The organism is Halochromatium salexigens, from assembly GCF_016653295.1.
Classification (GTDB): Bacteria; Pseudomonadota; Gammaproteobacteria; order Chromatiales; family Chromatiaceae; genus Lamprobacter; species Lamprobacter salexigens.
Map to the genome: position 1 here is coordinate 43,244 of NZ_NHSF01000073.1, position 16,608 is coordinate 59,851.

A 16,608-nucleotide genomic window follows, 5' to 3' on the forward strand; every position below is an offset into this window, starting at 1 on the left:
AATTCGGAGCGGATTCTACCCATGCAGATTGGTGTCGCTTACGCAGACAAGTTCAAACGCACCTGGCTGACCCTCGACGTCCCGAACGGTAGCACGGTGCGCGAGGCGATCGAACATTCCGGCTTACTGCGCCACTATCCGGATATCGACCTTGCGATCCAGCGCGTCGGCATCTTCGGCAAGCTCAGCAAGCTCGATGCGCCGGTCAACGAGGGTGATCGCGTCGAGATCTATCGCCCGATCACCGTCGATCCCGAGACCGTCGAGCGGCGGGATCAGTGAGAACGACTTCGCGTCAAGGCATGAAAGAAGCGTCTAGGCCGTCAAGCTCGCAAGCCACTGGCGCTGCCGCTCTTTGCGACGACGCTGTTCGAGGGCCTGATGGATGCGCGCGCGGACCTGCTCGAACGGCAGCGTCTTGGCGGGATGAATGGCCTCGCAGAGCAGCAGGTGAAAGCCGAGTTCGGACTCGAGCACACCACTGAGCTGGCTGGTCTCTAGCTCGAACAGGGCGGCGTCCAGCGCTGGATAGAGCTGGCCGGGGCTAAGCGTGCCAAGTTGGCCGCCTTCCATGGCCGTGGGGCATTCGGAGCCTTTGCGCGCTTCATCGATGAAGGCGTCGAGCAAGGCCGCTGGGTCATTGGCCTGCGCGCGCAGGCGCTCGCCGATGGCCTCGATGCGCGCGCGCGCGACAGCGCGGCGGTTTTCGGGATAGTCGTCGTTGATGGTGATCAGGATGTGGCGCGCGCTGCGGGTCTCGGGGGTGTCAAAGCGCTCGCGATGTAGCTCGTAGAAGAGCCGCTCATCGGCGTCGGTGATCGGCGCATGGCGGGCGCCGACGCGCTGCATCACGGTATCGAAGATCAGTTCGCGGCGCAGGGCCTGGCGAAGCTGGCGGCTGTCGAGGCCGTTCCGCTCGAGATCGGCCTCCAGCTCGTGCTGGCTGTCGTAACGCTGCTTCACTGCTTGATAGGAGCGCTGGAGGAGCTGGGTGTCCGGGATCAGCACAGCGCGCGCCTCGGCACTGTTCAGCACCTGCTCTTCGAGCGCGAAGCTGCGCTGGGCCTGGCGCTGGGCTTCGGCCAACTCGTCGCGAGACAGGGCCGGGATATTGCGCTGGAACCGGGCGGTCGCGGTGCGCAGGAGATGGTAGCGGTAGCCCTCGGGCTCGCTTGCCGGTTGATCGGAGGCGGTTGAATGGGGGGCGATGGCCTGCGAGGCACTCATGGGCTTTGCTCCGCGATGGCTGATGGGTTGGGGCTGTTGACTTTCTCCAGCGCGGACTCCGGCACCTGCAGCAGGCTGCAACCGGGGAACAGCACATGGTAGGCGACCTCGCCGCTCTGTTCGGCCGTGGCTGGTCCGCGCAGCACCTTCATGATCTCGCCCACCCGGCCTTGCTCGACCAGCACGCGCCCACCACGGCCAAGCGCGATGCGGGCGCTGACCTTCTCGCGCGACTCGAACCGGCTCGGGGTCCAGGGGTCGCTGGCCGGCTGCAGCTCCTCCTCGCGACAGCCGACGATACGGTCGCCGTCGAGGAAATGCACGCTGTAGATGATCTGGTCTTGCAGGAAGCTGCCGACATCGCGCACATAGCCCGTGCTGCCGCGGCGCACCAGCAGCGCACCGGTCGGCTGGCCTGGAAAGGTGCCGTCGTTGCGCACATTGCGCAGCACCCGGACCTCATCGCCGTAGTCGTAACGCGGTTGCATCAGCGGGGCTGCTCCGTCAGCGAAGTGGGCGCGTTGCGGCTGGCGAGGAGCTGATCCAGACCGACATTGACCTGGCGCGGCTCGCGCATCTTGAAGACGCGGAAGACCTTTTCGGTGCGCGCATCGGAGCCGACGAAATCCTGGTAGGCACCGCGCAGCAGATCGGCATAGAGACGGTAGCGGGCGGCGGCGCTGTCCGGTGGCTCATCGATCTCGGCGAGATAATCGTGGAAGCGTTGCAGGATGTGCAGTCGATTCACCTGCACGATGGCCGGCACGAAGGTGACGCCGAAGTAGTCGAGGAAGTCTTCGGCGGTCTCGAGTTCGTCGAGATCGCACTCGAAGGTCTCGAGCGAGTCCGGGAGCGAGCGAGACAGCGCATCGGTCTGTGGGTCGGTGCTCGCGGCAAGCGTTAGCGGTGTGTTGAGGTCGGCCATGGCAGTCTCCGTTCTCTGAGGGTCAGCTGGGATCGCGTGTGGGCTCGCGTGCGTTCGGGCGCTGTGCTCGGACGCGGGTCGGCATCCATCCGTGTGCATCGCTTCGGCATCACCGATCGAGCAGATGGACATTGCCGCCGGCGCTGGCGATCTCCTCGCGCCGCACGGCCTTCTCGGCCCAACTCAACAGGTCGCGCGTGCCGAGTTGGTCTTTTTGGTCGAAGGCCCGCACCGGCGCCAGGCGTTCGATGGCGGCTTGTGGCTCATCTTGGCGCAGCAGCAGCCAGGCCGCGCCCTTGAGCGCCAGGAGCAGGAAGCGGGTGCTGGTCATCGAGCGCTCCGCCGCCTGCTCGAGAGCGGTCTGGGTGAGCTGGCGCCAATCCTCATCCAGGCCGAGCTGACGGCTGCTGAGCAGGATGGCGCGATCGGCCATCATCACCGCCTCGGCATAGCGATGGCGGTAGTAGAAGAAGCGATAGAGCGCGACGATGACCGAGAGATGCTCCGGTGCCTGGAGATGAGCCCGCAGCAGGGCCCACTCGGCGCTGTCCACCGAGGTCAGTTCCAGATCATCCTCCGATGACCCGTCGAGCGCCTGTGAGCGGTACTGCTGGCCACTCTCGTCGAGCAGTTGCTGTACCTCGGTCGGTAGCGGCGTCTCGAAGTACATCGCCTCGTTGTCGAGATCGAGCAGGTCCATGATGATGCCTGGGATGATGCTTGGGTCTCGTCGTTAGCTCAGACCAGCCGCGTCTGGCCGGACAGCGGCAGGGGTAAGCGGTCTTCTGTCTGAGTGGCCGGGTCGAGCGCCGTCTGCTCCAGGAACCGGCGCAGGTCGGTGCTCGCCGGCGAGCGTTTGGTCTTGGTGACGAAGCGACGCAACTGTGGCAGCACCCGCTCGGCCTGGGCGGCATCGATGTCGAGATGCAGCAACTGCTCGTAGGCGAGGCGGATCGCCTGGCGGCCGGAGTGCTTGCCGAGCACCAGGCGATGCTGGCGCCCGACCTCGGCCGGGTCGATGCCCTGATAGTTGTTCAGATCCTTGAGCAGGCCGTCGACATGGATGCCGGCCTCGTGGGTAAAGGCGCCATCACCGACCAGGCTCTTGTGCCAGCCGACCGCATGGCCCGAGGCCTGGGCGACGAGCTTGGACAGCGCCTCGAAGCGGGTCAGATCGACGCCGGTGGGCAATCCATGCACATGCTTGAGCCCCATCACCACCTCTTCCAGCGCGGCATTGCCGGCGCGCTCGCCGAGGCCATGCACGGTGGTGTTGACATGGGTGGCGCCGGCGCGCACCGCGGCCAGGGTATTGGCAGTGGCCAGGCCAAGATCGTCATGGGCGTGCATCTCGATCTCGCAGTCGCAGACGCTGGCCAGGTCGCGGATGCGCTCGAAAGTTCCAAAGGGGTCGAGCAGGCCGACGGTATCGGCGAAGCGCAGGCGCCGGGCGCCGGCCCGTTGCGCCGCCTCGGCGACCTGCTTGAGCCAGTCGGGATCGGCACGCGAGGCGTCCTCGCAGCCGACGCCGACCTCGAGGCCCTGCTCACGCGCGATGCGCACCTCCTGGGCGATGCAGTCGAGCACCCAGGCGCGGTCGCGACCGAGCTTGCGCGCGATCTGCTGATCCGAGACCGGGATCGAGAGGTCGACCAGATCCACGCCGAGGCCGACGCAGGCATCGATATCGGCGCTGCACATGCGCGCCCAGACCATCAGCCGGGCGTCGAGTCCGAGCGCGGCGACGGCGCGGATCGAGTCGCGCTCGTCCTCGCCCATGGCCGGGATGCCGACCTCGAGCTCGGGCACGCCGAGGGCATCGAGCCCGCGCGCGATCGCCAGTTTCTCCTCGCGCGAGAAGGCGACCCCAGCCGACTGCTCGCCATCGCGCAGGGTGGTGTCGTTGATGCAGACCCTGGGGGCTGTGAGGGCGTCAGTGAAGGGCATCGGATTGGGCTCCGGTACGCGGTGCGATCACTTCAGGAAAGCAAACGCCGGGCCAGACTCTTGAGCAGCGCTGCCGCAATCGCTGGGCTGCATCGATAACCGACTGATTTTAAGAGTGATAGGTGGCTCTTAATCGGCCGCGAGCGCAGGCATCGGACTTGGCGCTGGTCTTGAGGCTGTTTGCGGATTGAGCGATCCGCGACGAACCCGCTGGAGGCTTGTCGGACAGCCGACAGCCGACAGCCGACAGCCGACGGGCAACGGACGAGGGCAACAGCCGACAAGTGAGCGGCGATCGCCGACCGGCAACCGGCAACCGGCAACAGCCGCGCTCAGGCCACGTCTTCAGTCTCTCTCTCGGCGAGTGGCAGCAAGAGCGTGAACGTGGTCCCAACGCCAAGGGTCGAGCGCACCGACAGCCCGGCACCAGAGCGCTGCACGAACTCACGCACCATGAACATCCCCAGTCCGTGGCCGATGTGTTGCGTCTTGGTCGAGAACAGCGGCTCGAAGATGCGCGACAGTACCGCCTCCGTCATGCCGCTGCCGCTATCGGTGACGTGGATAGCGGCATGGTCGCCCGCAGCGAGATCACCGACCGCCAGCGGCGGTTCGCCGGTCCAATGCTCGCGTCGGCCGATGACGCTGAGTGTGCCTCCGTCCGCCATCGCATCGCGTCCATTGAGTGCCAGGTTGAGCAGCGCCGCCTGCAGGAAGCCCGCATTGGTGAAAGCGCTGAGGTCAGGCTCGATGTGGAGATTCCAATCCAACGTTTCGGGCAGCATCAGCCGCAGGATGTCGGCGAGTTCCGCCAGTGGCTTCTCGAGCACCGTCGCGCGCAGCGGAACCCCGCCCGCTCGACTCAGCGCGAGCATCCCCGAGGTGATGACCTTGGCCTGGCCGAGCACGCTGTTCATGTCGTCGATGACCTGCTGGCTATCGTCCTCAAGACCAGCACGCTCGACCGAGGCGTTCAGGTAATAGAGATTGGCGTCGAGCACGGCGAGCACATTGTTGAAATCGTGCGCCACGCCGCTGGCCAGATGACCGATGGTTTCGCGCTGCTTGGCGCTGACCAGATCGCGCGCGAGCTGCGCGCCATGCTCGATGGCGGCGATGCGCTGGCCGATGAAACGCAGTAGCTCGCACTCGGCGCGACTGAGCGTGTTGCGTGCCTGGGTATCCCAGAGTTGGGTCAGCAGCCAACGCTGTTGCGCCGCATCGCCCGGAAAGCGCGAGGCGAGCACGACCGCACTGGCGTAGCCATGCGCGCTGAGCGCGGTTGGCAGCGCCGAGCCGCGAATCAGTTGCGGCTGATCAAGCGCGTTGCAGGGCTTGGCGAAGAGCGCTTCCGTGGCGGCTTGCGCGGTTTGTTCGGCTGACTTGGTGGTTGGAAGGTGCGCCAAGCATTGATAGGACGTTTCAGGCCCGCGCCAGCCGGTCTCGGCGACGCCCATGCCGAACGCGTCCTTGGCGATGGCGAGGAGCGCGGCGATTTCCTCGCTGGCGTCGAGCCCGCGGTTGCTGAGATCGACCAGGCGCTCCAGGTTCTCGGTATAGTGTTGCAGGGCCTGCTCGGCGGCGCGGCGTTGGGTTTCGGCGTGTTGCACATCGGTGATATCCAGCGTGCTGCCGCGATAGCCCACTAAGCTGCCATCGGGGCCGAGGATGGGCTGGCCATCAACACTGGTCCACAGGCGGCGACCATCGGCGGCGCGCACGGGAACCTGGAAATCGCGCCAGGATTGGTGCCTCGCCATGAGCGCGAAGGCCTGCGTCTTGATCTCGGCGTACTCGGGCTCGGGGATCAGTTCATAGAAGGCCTTGCGACCGATCAGAGCCTCGGGTGGATAGCCGAGCAGCGACTCGGCGACGGGGTTGACATAGGTGTAGAGGCCAGCGGTATCGATCTCCCAGGTCATCATGCGGCTCTGCAGCGCCAGCGCATCATAACGCTCGGTGCTGGCCCAGAGTTCGCCAAGGACGCGCTTGCGTTCCAGCGCGCCGACGAACACGCTGGCGAGCACGCGCAAGAAATGCACTTCGCCCTTGAGCCAAGCGCGTTCCTGATGCACGGCATCCAGACCGATAAAGCCGATCAAGCGTTGCTTGCGCCGCAGGGGCACCAAAATCAGCGACTGGATGTGCTGGCGTTCCAGCTGTTGGCGAAGAGGGGCCCAGTCCTCGGGCAGATCGGCGATCCTGGGGATGACGACCATGTCGGATTCCGCGAGGGCATCCATCAGAACCGCGAAATCTGCGACCGGCACGGCTTGCAGCGTCGCGATCATCGGTTCAATCCCGTCCGCGATCCATTCATGGGTATTGCTGCACGTCTTGCCGTCGCGGTCGATTTGGAAGATATAAGCACGCTCGGAGCCGGTGAACTGTCCGACTTTCGCGAGCGCATCCTGGACCAGCGTGTCGAAGGGTTTGTCCGAAGGATCGATGAAGGTCGTGGTCAGCGCCACCAATTCGCGCTCAAGGCGTTCGCGGGCGATCAGATCCAGCTCCGCCTGCTTGCGTTCGGTGATCTCGGCGGCGACACCGACGAAACGGCAGGGCTGACCGTTGGCGTCATGGACCAGGAAGCGACGGTCGGCGATCCATTTGACTTCGCCATGAGGAGTGACGATGCGGTATTCGACCATCTCGGGGCCGCTGCCTGCTGTGGCCTCCGTGTGACTCCAGACCGCGCGATCGCGATCAGCGGGATGGAGGCTCTCGCGCCAGAGATGATAATCAGCACGGATCGCCGCCACCGGCCGTTCCCAGATCGCCTCGAAGGCGGGGCTGACATAGGTGAGTTGATCCTGCTCAAGATCGAAGACCCAGAAGACTTCCTCGATGGTCTCGGTGATCTCGCGCAGTTGCGCCTCGTTGGCGCGCAGGCGTTCGATCGCATGGCGGCGCTCGGTATCGTCGCGCTGGATGCCGATGTAATGACTGATCTTGCCTTGGGCATCGACCACCGGCGTGATGCTGACCGAGTTCCAGAATAGGCTGCCGTCCTTGCGGTAATTGCGAAACGTCGTCTGGCATGACTCGCCGGCGGCGAGTGCGGTACGCATGGCGCGGCGCGCCGGCTGGTCGCGATCCGTGCCCTGGAGAAAGCGGCAGTCTTGGCCCTGCACCTCGTCGCGGCTGTAGCCGGTCAGATCCTCGAAGCCTTTGTTGACGAAGCGGATCGCATGGTCGCCATTGCCGAGGCGTTCGGCGATGACGATACCGGTTTCGGCTTGCGAGAGGGCGTCGAGCAGGACCCGATGGTCGCGGTGTAGCTTGAGGCTAGTTAGAGCGACGGCTGCGAGCGAGGCCCCATGGTCGAGCAGGGCGCGGGCAAAACGCCCAGGGGTTCCCGGCTCGGGTGCGGCGATCGCGAGCACGCCGAGGACACGGCCATTTTGACCGCGGATCGGTTGACACCAGCACGCGCCTGGAAGGCCTTGCGCGGGGTAGTGAAGCCGTGGTTGAGCATCGGTGGCGTTGTTGAGGTCGGCAGTGGCGCTGAACTCGGCGGTTTCGAAGGCATGCCGGTAGGCGAGGGCGCCCTGTTGCTCAGCAAGGCGTGCGTTCAGCAGCGCGATCCCGCCGGCATCCAGGCCGGGAGCAGCCAGCACCTCGAGGGTTTCCGCCGGGGTCGCCACCACCAGATTGCAATGATGTCCGGGCAAGTGTTGGGTCATGCGCTGACACAGGTGCTCGGCGATCCGATGCTCGTCGGTCTCGGCCGCGATGAGTTCGCCAAGGATCTCGGCCTGGAAGGCGCGCAGCGCGCGCTGCTCGCGCTGTTGGTCACGCTCCTCGGCGAGGGCGCTGAAGCTCGCCTGCAGACGCTCGCCGAGGGTGTTCATGGCGCGTGCGGCGGCCACCTCTTCCTTGATCGGGCTCAACGGTGGAGGAGGCATGGGTTGCCCCGACTCGATCAACGCCGGGAACGACTCGGCCCTGGCGAGCACCGATTGCAACGGCGTCGCCAGACGGCGGCTGAGCCAGTACGCGGCGAGAATGACCAGCGCTGCCCACACCAATAACACCAGCAGCCAGCGCTGCAGCCATGCATGAACCTGCTCGATCAACAACCGGGCGCTGAGTTCGATCTCGAGCGCGGCGAGCTGGGTTGCATCCGTCAACGGCACCCTGAGACTGTAGCGTACCTGGTTCCAATCGAGTGGATCGGTAGCTCGCGCGTTACCATGGCCCACTGGCAAGAGATGCGCTTGGCGGGCAATGCTCGCGGGCGCGTCGTCGCTGGCGGCGGCCGCCTTTGGCAGCAGCCGTACCACCGGGTCTGCGGTGGGCGGTAAGTGCTCGGCAAGCAGCTGCTGCAACTGCGTTTCGGACGCCGTGCGTGGTGGCGAGTTGGCGACGTCCTCGGGCAAGATCTCGGCGGCGAGGGAACCGAAGAGGTGCAACTGGTCGAGCAGCTCACGCTCCAACCGGTGATGGAAATCATGCGTGCCGATAAAGGTCAGGACACAGGCTGGAAACAGGGCCGTGGCGTTGAAGAGCACGAGCAGAAGCCGACGAATGGACAGGCTGGGCGGGCGACGACGAAACAACGCGACGACGAGGAGCACGCATTCGGCAAGCAGCGCGGCGACGATACCGTTCACCGCGTGCTTCAGGAGAAGCACCAGCGTCGGCATGACCTCGACATTGCCCCAGAGCTGGTCTTGGAGCAACGTCAGTGGTGCGCCAAGGACTAGCCAGTAGAGGCCGATGAGGAGCGGCAAGAAGGGGGGCTCGCGCTCGCGCCGCCGGGCCTGCGCCAACAGGATAGAAACGAAAGCGATCTGAGTCCCTAGGAGCAGCACCTCATAGGGCTGTTCCTGGAGCAGCAACATGATGCCGGCCTGAAAGGCGGCAACCACGAGCCCAGCCGGTAATCCAAGCCATACCAGCGTCAGTAACACGGCCACCAGCCCGAACGGGAATTGCAGGCCGTAGAGCAGCGGTAGCGTGAAATAACTGCCCGCCGCCGTTGCGGCCAACAGCATCAGTAGCGACAGTATCCAAGACGTTTGGGGTCTTGGTTGCAATGGCAAAACATATCCCCTAGCTAATATGCACCGTGGTCGATCGGCGACAGACCTTTAGAGCCAGAGTTGAAGATTCCGGCGACTAGGAGGGATGTTCGCGACCATGACGCGCAGGGGCCTAGTATCGCCGAAAGTCGCGGCTCGATGAAAGCGAGCCGCACCTGATGATGCCGATTGTTTGATGCCGGTCGTTGTGATGAGACTGGGATGTCTACGGCGCTTCTGCGCGGAGGTGAATCTGTCCAACCGTCTCGCGCCATCCAGGCGGGGGCATCCGATGGCCGAGCCCGGTGAGGACCGCATGCGGTTGTTGTGGCTCTGGGGCCGCTGGCAGTGCCGTCAGTCGGGGGGCGATCGCCTCCAGTGAGACGACCTCGCGCGCGGCTCCCAGCGCGATGGCTTCGCGAGGCATGCCGAAGACCACCGAGCTAGCTTCATCCTGCGCCATCGTCAGCGCGCCAGCCTCGCGCATCGCCAGCAGGCCGGCGGCGCCGTCCTTGCCCATCCCGGTCAGCAGCACGCCGGTGGCCTTGCGCCCGACCAGCCGAGCGGCGGAATGAAACAACACATCCACCGACGGGCGATGACGGTTGACCTCCGGGCCCGCATCCAGACGGGTCACATAGTCGCTGCCATCGCGGTCCAGCTTCAGGTGCTGGTCGCCGGGCGCGATGTAGGCATGTCCGCGCAGTAGGCGCTCGCCATCGATGGCCTCCTTGACCTGGAGCTGGCTGGTGCGGTTAAGCCGCTCGGCGAAGGAGCGCGTAAAGCCCGCGGGCATGTGCTGAACGATCAGCAGCGGTGGCGTGTTGGCTGGTAGTTGCTCGAGCACCTCGCGAATGGCCTCGGTGCCGCCGGTGGAGGCGCCGATGAGCAAGCATTCATCGCTGGCCGGCATGCTCCGCGCGCTTGCACAAATCGGCTTCGGCAAGCGGATCGGCGCCGATATGGGGCGCGGGTTTGGTGAGAGCGGTTGTGAGCGTGCCGCAGCGCGGATTTTATTGGCGATCGCCGAACTCTCTGCTATCAAGCCATAGCGAAGGCCGATGTGGGGCTTGGCGATCACATCCCGCGCGCCTAGATCCAAGGCGCGCCGGGTTTCCTCGGAGCCTGGGTGGGTTCTTGAGGAGATCATCAGTACCGGCATCGGGCGCAGCCGCATCAGGCGTTCAAGGAAATCGAGACCGTCCATGCGCGGCATCTTGATGTCGAGCGTCAACACATCGGGATCATGTTGCTTGATCAGCTCCCGCGCCATGAGCGGGTCCGAGGCGACGGCAACAACTTCCATATCCGGTTGGGCGTTGATGATCTCGCAGAGAAGATCGCGAACAGTCGCCGAATCATCGACGCAGAGCACTTTTATCTTGGGGGCGTTCAGCATGGTCGGTCTCCTCGATAACCTGATGTCTGTCATCTCTGTCAGCGAACCCGTGGGCACTTGTTCGCTCTCGATGACGCATAGACTAAACGCGTGCGATAAAGGCTTGGGTAAAGACTTGTGAAGTTAGCTGGCAAGTTGTTTTGGAAACAGGTCCCGCGCTTGGGGCGCGAATTGCTCGATCGGCACCGGGCGGCCGAACAGATAGCCTTGTAGGCCATCGGCGCCCATCTCGATGAGCCGATCGCGTTGCGCTTCGGTCTCCACGCCCTCGGCGACCACCTGCAGGTTGAGGCTGTGGGCCATGTGCAGCATGGAGGCGATGAGATTGGCGGATTTCTCCGAGTCGAACATCTCGGCGACAAACGAGAGGTCGATCTTCAACGCATCATAGGGCAGCTCGGCGAGGGCGCGGATGCTCGAATAGCCGATGCCGAAATCATCGATAGCCAGCGAGGCGCCGCCGAGACGCAGCTGGGTGGTCAGCGCGCGCATCTGTTGTAGATTCGGCAAAACCGCTGTCTCGGTGAGTTCGATCATGATGCGGCTGCTGCCGGCAAAGGCATCAACGAGGTGTTTGACCATCGCGGTCGCGCCCTTGCCCTCGATGTTGGCGGCGGACAGATTGAGCGCGAGGAACTCGAGCCCGAGCGGTCTGAGTTGCGGCTCGAGTTCGATCAGGCGTTCGCTGAGCACGCGCGTCAGGTCCATGATCAGGCCGGATTGCTCGGCGAGCGGGATGAAGGCGCCGGCCTCGAGCATGCCGCCCTCGGGCAAGGACAAGCGGGCCAACACCTCGGCACCGACCGGCTGCAGGGTGCGCGCCGAGAGGATGGGTTGAAAGTAGGGCTTGATGCGGCCCGCGCGCAGAGACACACAGAGCGCCTCGCGACTGAGTTCAGCCTGGGCCTGAGCTGGAAACTGGGCCCTTTGCGGACGTTCTGGTGGGCCGCGCCGAGACAGCACGTCGGGAAGCTCACGCACCAGATTGGCCTTGTTCACGGCGCCGTACACGGTCAGCCCATTCCCTTGGGCGATGCGCCGAGCGGTATCGAGCAGTTCGTCGCCCTGGCCCGAGAGGAACACGAGCGGCACGGTTGGGTAAAACCGGGCCAGCCAACCGAGGACGTCGACACCGGTTTCAGTGCCGAGATTGAGATCCAGTACAATGACATCGGGCACCTGGCGGCCTAGATCGTCGCGTAGCGCGCCACTCGTGGTCTGGAAGCGCACCTTGTGGCCGAGCAACCCGGCAAAGCGGCATAGGGTTCTTTCCATACGTGGGTCATCATCCAAGCAACTCAGGATCATTGGACTCACCTCTCTCGGAACGATGTCTAGGCCCTTGATACGTTCGCTGGTGGCCATGGGTGAAGCTCAGGTCATCTCAATCTTGACAGTAGCACTGAGATTAAAACAGCTGCCGCGAGCGCTTGGTAAAGAGTTGTTAAGAGATCAGCGGGCGCTCCTGGTTAGGCGCGAGCATTCGGGTTAGGCGGGAGCATCTGGTGCATGCTCTCCTTGAGGGTGCCGAGATCGATGGGTTTGCGCAGAATCGGCACCGGCTCACCGCGGCTGTTGAGCGGTGGTTCCCAATGGGCCTGTTGACCGGTCATCAAGATGACTGGAAGGCTTGGAAACTGCTCGCTCAGGCGCGCGAACAGGTCGAGGCCGTCCATCACCGGCATGGCGATATCGGACAGCACGAGATCGATTGTTCCCTCCATGGTTGCCAGCTGCCGCAGGGCGTCCTGGCCGTGGCTTGCCGTCGCGACCGAGAAGCCTTCGATCTTTAGCAGGCGTGAGAGCGCGTCGCGCACCCGGCGGTCATCCTCGACCAGAAGCACGCGCCGTGATTCCGGCGCGCTCAGCGCTGGCGGTGCATCGAGTGCCGCCGGGGTTTGCGCCCTGTGTGTATCAGGCGGTGCTTGGGGCGTCGCCTGTGCGGGCAGCAGGAGGCGGAAACAGGTCCCTTGGCCAGCGTCGGAGTCGACCCAGAGGCCCGCTTGGGTGCGGACCACGAACTCACGGACCATAAACAGGCCGAGCCCATGACCTCGACGTTTGGCCTTGGTCGAGAACAGGGGCTCGAAGATACGCTCAAGCAGCTCCGGCGCAATGCCGTTGCCGGTGTCGGCAACGCGGACCTCGATGCACTCCGATGCCGGTATGCTGCCGATCCGGGGCTGGCGGGCGGTGTCCGCGTGTACGGGCCGGGCGGCAATGGTCAGCGTCCCTTGCTCGCTCATGGCGTCGCGGGCATTGAGCGCCAGATTGAGCAGGGCCGACTGCAGGAAGGCGCGATTGCTGTAGGCCTGCAATCCTGTCTCGACATCGATCTGGAGCTGAATCCGGGGAGGAAGAACCTGACCAAGGATTGGCTGGAACTCGCCGATGGTGCTGGCGAGGTCGATCGACTCAAGTGGGATCTTGCCCGACCCGCTGATGGTGAGCATGCCCGAGGTAATGATCTTGGCCTGCCCGAGGGCACTGCGGGTCTCGTCAATGACTTGACCGATCTCGGGGTCGGCGGCGGCCTGCTCGCCGAGTCCATCGGCAATGAAGAAGAGATTGGCGTCGATCACGCCGAGCAGATTATTGAAGTCGTGCGAGACACCGCTGGCGAGATGGCCGATGGTTTCGCGCTCGCGCGACTGGACCAGGTTCTCTTGCAACTGATCGCGATGGCGCACGGCGGCGATGCGTTGAGCGATCAGGCGCAACAGCTGACGCTGCCCAAGTTCCAGCGGCGGGATGGCGGTTGCATGCGCAAGCGTGAGCAAGAGTTGCTCTTGATCGCCGTCCGGGGTTGTGCAATCGATCACCACCCCGATCATGGCCGGGTGCGTGTCCCAGTGAGCGCCAGAGGAGGGCGCTTCGGTAGCCTCGGCGCTCGCGATGATGACGGGGTTGCCAATCTCGGCGGAGGCTTCGGCCACGAGCGCCGGCGGTGGTGCCTGGGGCGGAGTGGGCCCATCAGGTACCGCGCGGAGCAGACGACAGCGCGCGTCCGCCTCTAGTCTCCAGGCGGCGGCGCTGTCGAGCCTCAGGCTGCGGCGCGCAAGCCGCAGCAGCGCCTGAATCTGCTCCATGTAGGGCACCGAGAGATTGACCAAGTCGAGCAGGGATTCGAGCTGCTCCGCGTAATCCGTCAGCTCCTGCTCGGCGGCGCGCTGTCGCTCGCGGGCCTCGTGGAGATCCGTGATGTTCTCAATCATCGCCAGCGCGATGGGCTCCTCCTCGGTGCTGGAGGGCAATAACGACACCCGCAGATCACCCCAGAGCACCTGACCATCGGCATGCAGGTAACGACTGGTGGTGCGATAGGCGTCGCGCTGCCCCTTGAGCACTTCGTTGAGTTCGCCGAGGGCGCCGTGCAGGTCGTTAGGATGGGTGATGTCGTCGAGTCGCATGTAGGTCAGGATCTCGGCCTCGCGGCCCAGAAACCGTGTCAGCGCCTGGTTGACCATCAGCGGGCGTCGATTCTGACCGATCAACGCGATCCCGATCGGTGTGTTCTCGAAGATCGCGCTCAGTCGGGACTCGCTGTGGGCAAGGCGTTGCAGGGTTCGTTGGCGCTCGGTGACATCCTTGGTCGTGCCGCGATAGCCGAGAAATGGCCCGTCCTCGGTCAGGATAGGGCGGCCGTCGCTCGACAGCCAGAGTGGGTCGCCAGCGCGACTGCGAAAGGGGATGATGAGTTCCTCGAATGGCTGCCGTCGGGCCATGAGGTCGGCGGCAATGGCAGCCTGTTCGCGGGCTTCCGGTTCGGCGATATAGTCGGTGTAATGGCGCCCGAGCATCTCCGCTGGGGCATAGCCGAGCACGGCTTCGCAGACATCGCTGATGTAGGTGAACCGCCCTTCCGGGTCGAGTTCCCACGTAATGGTTCGGCTCTGGCGCGCGAGGGCATCGTAGCGGGCATTGCTCTGTTTGAGCGCCAGGAGCGAGCGCGTTCGTTGTTCGCTGGCCACCAGGATGTTGGCAAACAGCTGCAGGAACTGGGCCTCGATGGCACTCCATTGGCGTGGTGACCGCACCATCTCGACACCCACGAAACCGAACAGATGCTCATCGAGCTGCAGCGGCGCGAGAAGCAAGGACTGTACGCGCTGCGTCTCGATGAGGTTGCGCTCCCTGACCCAGCCGCTGGCATCGAACTCGGCGACATTGGTGATGATCACCGGCTCGCCGACGGCAAGCTGCGCCATCATCATCGGCAGCTTGGTGGTTGGCAGATCGATGTAATGCGCGCCAATGGGAGCCACATTCTCGTCGCTCCATTCGAAGATCTTGTCGACCTTACTACCGTTCGCGCTGAGGTAAACCAGATAACTGCGATCAGCGTCGATGAAATCGCCAATACGGGCGAGGGCCTGCTCGGTACTCTCGTCGTTAGAGTGGTCCGAGACGCCGACGAAGCCGGTGGCAAGCGCGAGCAACTCGCTGACCATGGTCTCGCGTTTGGCGAGTTCGACCTCGGCCTCCTTTTGCTCGGTGACATCCAAACAGGTGCCGACCAGGCGCTCGGGCGCGCCCTCGGTGTCGCGGTGCAGACGCCCCTGCTGCAGCAGGGTGCGCGCAATGCCATCCGGGCCAAGCACGCTGAACTCGGCTTGATAGACGCCTGCCGGGTGCTTTTTGGCCGTCGTGAAGGCCCTAGCCAGGCGCTTGCTATGCGCGGGATCGACGACCTTGAGGAAAGAGTCAAGGCTCGCTTGCGTCGCGCCGGGCGCGAAGCCGAACAGGCGAAAGGTCTCATCGGACCATTGCGCCTGGCCGCTGTGCAAGTCGAGTTCCCAACTGCCAACATGGGCAATGGCCTGCGCTTCTTGCAAGCGCGCCTCGCTCAGGCGCAAGCGCTCCAGGGTCTCGATCGCCTCGGTCACGTCCTGCTGCACACCGATGTAATGGGTGACCTGACCGGCGCGATCGCGCATTGGCGAGAGGTGCAGCGAGTTCCAGAAGCGGGTGCCGTCCTTGCGGTAATTGCGCATGATGACGTTGCAGGTGTCGCCATCGTGCAGCGCGGTGCGCATCTGTCCGCGCGCGGCTTGCGCGCGATCTTCGCCCTGCATGAAACGGCAGTTGCGGCCGCTGACCTCGGCGGCGCTGTAGCCGGTCATGGTCTCGAAGCCGGAATTGACATAGGTGATCAGATCATCGCCATGGCGACGCTCGGTAATGATGACCCCGGTCTGGGCTTGCGAGAGCGCCTCGATCAGCACCTGATGCCGACGCCGTAGCTTCAGCGCCCGGAAGGCAATCAGGCCGGCAAGCGGGGCGAGCCAAAACAGCGCGAGGAGCGTAGCAATGGAGCCGAACAGGACATCGACGCCGAAGAGCAAGGCGAGACTGAATGTGTTGCCAATCAATGCCAATACGCTCAGCAGCGCGAGCAGGATGAACCAACTCATGCCTGTCTGTTGATGACTCATGGGTGAGACTCCGTATGACCAAAACCGCATCCATTTAGGTCAGCAGCGGCAACATGGCTGTCGAGGCTGTCTAGGCAACGGGTTTCCGGCGGCTAGGCCACCGTTAGCTACACCCTATACAAGATCAATTCATCTCTCAGTAAAGACTTATAAAGGTCGCCACCGAGGGATGGCCGCGAACGGCAACGATGCCAACCAGAATGTTGGCCATGTCAATGATCGCGCATATGGAGCCACTCGGGGATCGGGATAAAGGAGCCACCTGCTGACCGAGATGGGTGCAACCTGCCGAGCGCGCCGACCGGCGCAGGAGCGGCTCCACTGCTAGGAGGGTGGAAAGAGTGACGCCCTTGGGCAAGGCGGCGCTCACAGGCGTAGGCTGATCAGGGCAACCATCCCGTTGAACCGCCACCGCCTGAGAGACCGCCATGTTCAGTCTACACACCTCCACGCTCACCAGCCACGGCCCCCAACTGATCGAGCAGATGCAAGCACTGGTGAGCTTCGTTGAAACGTCACTTGAGGACACACGGGCGACCCACGAGGTTGAAGAAGGCTTATGGCGTGGGGTCTTGGCCTTGGGCCACAGCCTGCTGGGGGCCTTCTTTGCCGCCAGTGGTGACGGGGATGTTGGTGAGCAGCACCTTA

The 16,608-nt window shown here is 64.2% G+C and carries 11 protein-coding genes; 2 read left to right on the top strand and 9 right to left on the bottom strand.

Annotation, left to right across the window (positions count from 1 at the left end; genetic code table 11):
• Positions 1-21 precede the first annotated feature (21 nt).
• Complete coding sequence (locus tag CCR82_RS16095) at positions 22-282, top strand: RnfH family protein (RefSeq protein WP_201246826.1); 261 nt, start codon at positions 22-24, stop codon at positions 280-282.
• Positions 283-315: 33 nt separating this feature from the next.
• Here CCR82_RS16095 and nifM read toward each other — a convergent pair whose 3' ends face one another.
• The 9 genes from nifM to CCR82_RS16140 all read right to left on the bottom strand — a co-directional run bounded on the left by nifM (position 316) and on the right by CCR82_RS16140 (position 15,960).
• Positions 316-1,227 carry a nitrogen fixation protein NifM gene (gene nifM / locus CCR82_RS16100; protein WP_201246827.1) on the bottom strand — a complete coding sequence of 304 codons (912 nt, stop codon included), beginning with the start codon at positions 1,225-1,227 and terminating at the stop codon, positions 316-318.
• Positions 1,224-1,715 (bottom strand): nitrogen fixation protein NifZ, encoded by a 492-nt coding sequence (locus CCR82_RS16105; protein WP_201246828.1) that lies wholly within the window; start codon positions 1,713-1,715, stop codon positions 1,224-1,226. Before CCR82_RS16105 ends, nifM begins: the two co-directional genes overlap by 4 nt.
• Positions 1,715-2,152, bottom strand: coding sequence for a nitrogenase-stabilizing/protective protein NifW (locus CCR82_RS16110; RefSeq protein WP_201246829.1), 438 nt, complete (start codon positions 2,150-2,152; stop codon positions 1,715-1,717). The genes CCR82_RS16105 and CCR82_RS16110 overlap by 1 nt, the downstream gene beginning before the upstream one ends.
• Positions 2,153-2,261: 109 nt before the next feature.
• On the bottom strand, positions 2,262-2,852 hold the full coding sequence (locus CCR82_RS16115) for a hypothetical protein (protein WP_201246830.1): 591 nt from the start codon (positions 2,850-2,852) through the stop codon (positions 2,262-2,264).
• Positions 2,853-2,890: 38 nt separating this feature from the next.
• Positions 2,891-4,099 carry a homocitrate synthase gene (gene nifV, locus CCR82_RS16120; protein WP_201246831.1) on the bottom strand — a complete coding sequence of 403 codons (1,209 nt, stop codon included), beginning with the start codon at positions 4,097-4,099 and terminating at the stop codon, positions 2,891-2,893.
• Positions 4,100-4,431: 332 nt separating this feature from the next.
• Positions 4,432-9,099, bottom strand: coding sequence for a PAS domain S-box protein (locus CCR82_RS16125; protein ID WP_201246832.1), 4,668 nt, complete (start codon positions 9,097-9,099; stop codon positions 4,432-4,434).
• Between the two features lie 253 nt (positions 9,100-9,352).
• Positions 9,353-10,525, bottom strand: a complete 1,173-nt coding sequence (gene cheB, locus CCR82_RS16130; RefSeq protein WP_201246833.1) for a protein-glutamate methylesterase/protein-glutamine glutaminase — start codon at positions 10,523-10,525, stop codon at positions 9,353-9,355.
• Between the two features lie 123 nt (positions 10,526-10,648).
• Positions 10,649-11,890: an EAL domain-containing response regulator gene (locus CCR82_RS16135; protein ID WP_338073194.1), complete on the bottom strand. Its 1,242-nt coding sequence runs from the start codon at positions 11,888-11,890 to the stop codon at positions 10,649-10,651.
• A gap of 104 nt (positions 11,891-11,994) precedes the next feature.
• A complete protein-coding gene (locus CCR82_RS16140) occupies positions 11,995-15,960 on the bottom strand; it encodes a PAS domain S-box protein (protein WP_201246835.1) in 3,966 nt (1,321 codons plus the stop codon).
• Between the two features lie 428 nt (positions 15,961-16,388).
• On the opposite strand from CCR82_RS16140, the gene CCR82_RS16145 reads away from it, so the two are divergent.
• A partial coding sequence (locus CCR82_RS16145) for a hypothetical protein (RefSeq protein WP_201246836.1) occupies positions 16,389-16,608 on the top strand: 220 nt, incomplete at its 3' end.

Coding starts and splice junctions, on each gene's coding strand:
- CCR82_RS16095 (WP_201246826.1), top strand. CDS start 22: ATGCAGATTGGTGTCGCTTACGCAGACAAGTTCAAACGCACCTGGCTG.
- nifM (WP_201246827.1), bottom strand. CDS start 1,227: ATGAGTGCCTCGCAGGCCATCGCCCCCCATTCAACCGCCTCCGATCAA.
- CCR82_RS16105 (WP_201246828.1), bottom strand. CDS start 1,715: ATGCAACCGCGTTACGACTACGGCGATGAGGTCCGGGTGCTGCGCAAT.
- CCR82_RS16110 (WP_201246829.1), bottom strand. CDS start 2,152: ATGGCCGACCTCAACACACCGCTAACGCTTGCCGCGAGCACCGACCCA.
- CCR82_RS16115 (WP_201246830.1), bottom strand. CDS start 2,852: ATGGACCTGCTCGATCTCGACAACGAGGCGATGTACTTCGAGACGCCG.
- nifV (WP_201246831.1), bottom strand. CDS start 4,099: ATGCCCTTCACTGACGCCCTCACAGCCCCCAGGGTCTGCATCAACGAC.
- CCR82_RS16125 (WP_201246832.1), bottom strand. CDS start 9,099: ATGCTGTTGGCCGCAACGGCGGCGGGCAGTTATTTCACGCTACCGCTG.
- cheB (WP_201246833.1), bottom strand. CDS start 10,525: ATGCTGAACGCCCCCAAGATAAAAGTGCTCTGCGTCGATGATTCGGCG.
- CCR82_RS16135 (WP_338073194.1), bottom strand. CDS start 11,890: ATGGCCACCAGCGAACGTATCAAGGGCCTAGACATCGTTCCGAGAGAG.
- CCR82_RS16140 (WP_201246835.1), bottom strand. CDS start 15,960: ATGAGTCATCAACAGACAGGCATGAGTTGGTTCATCCTGCTCGCGCTG.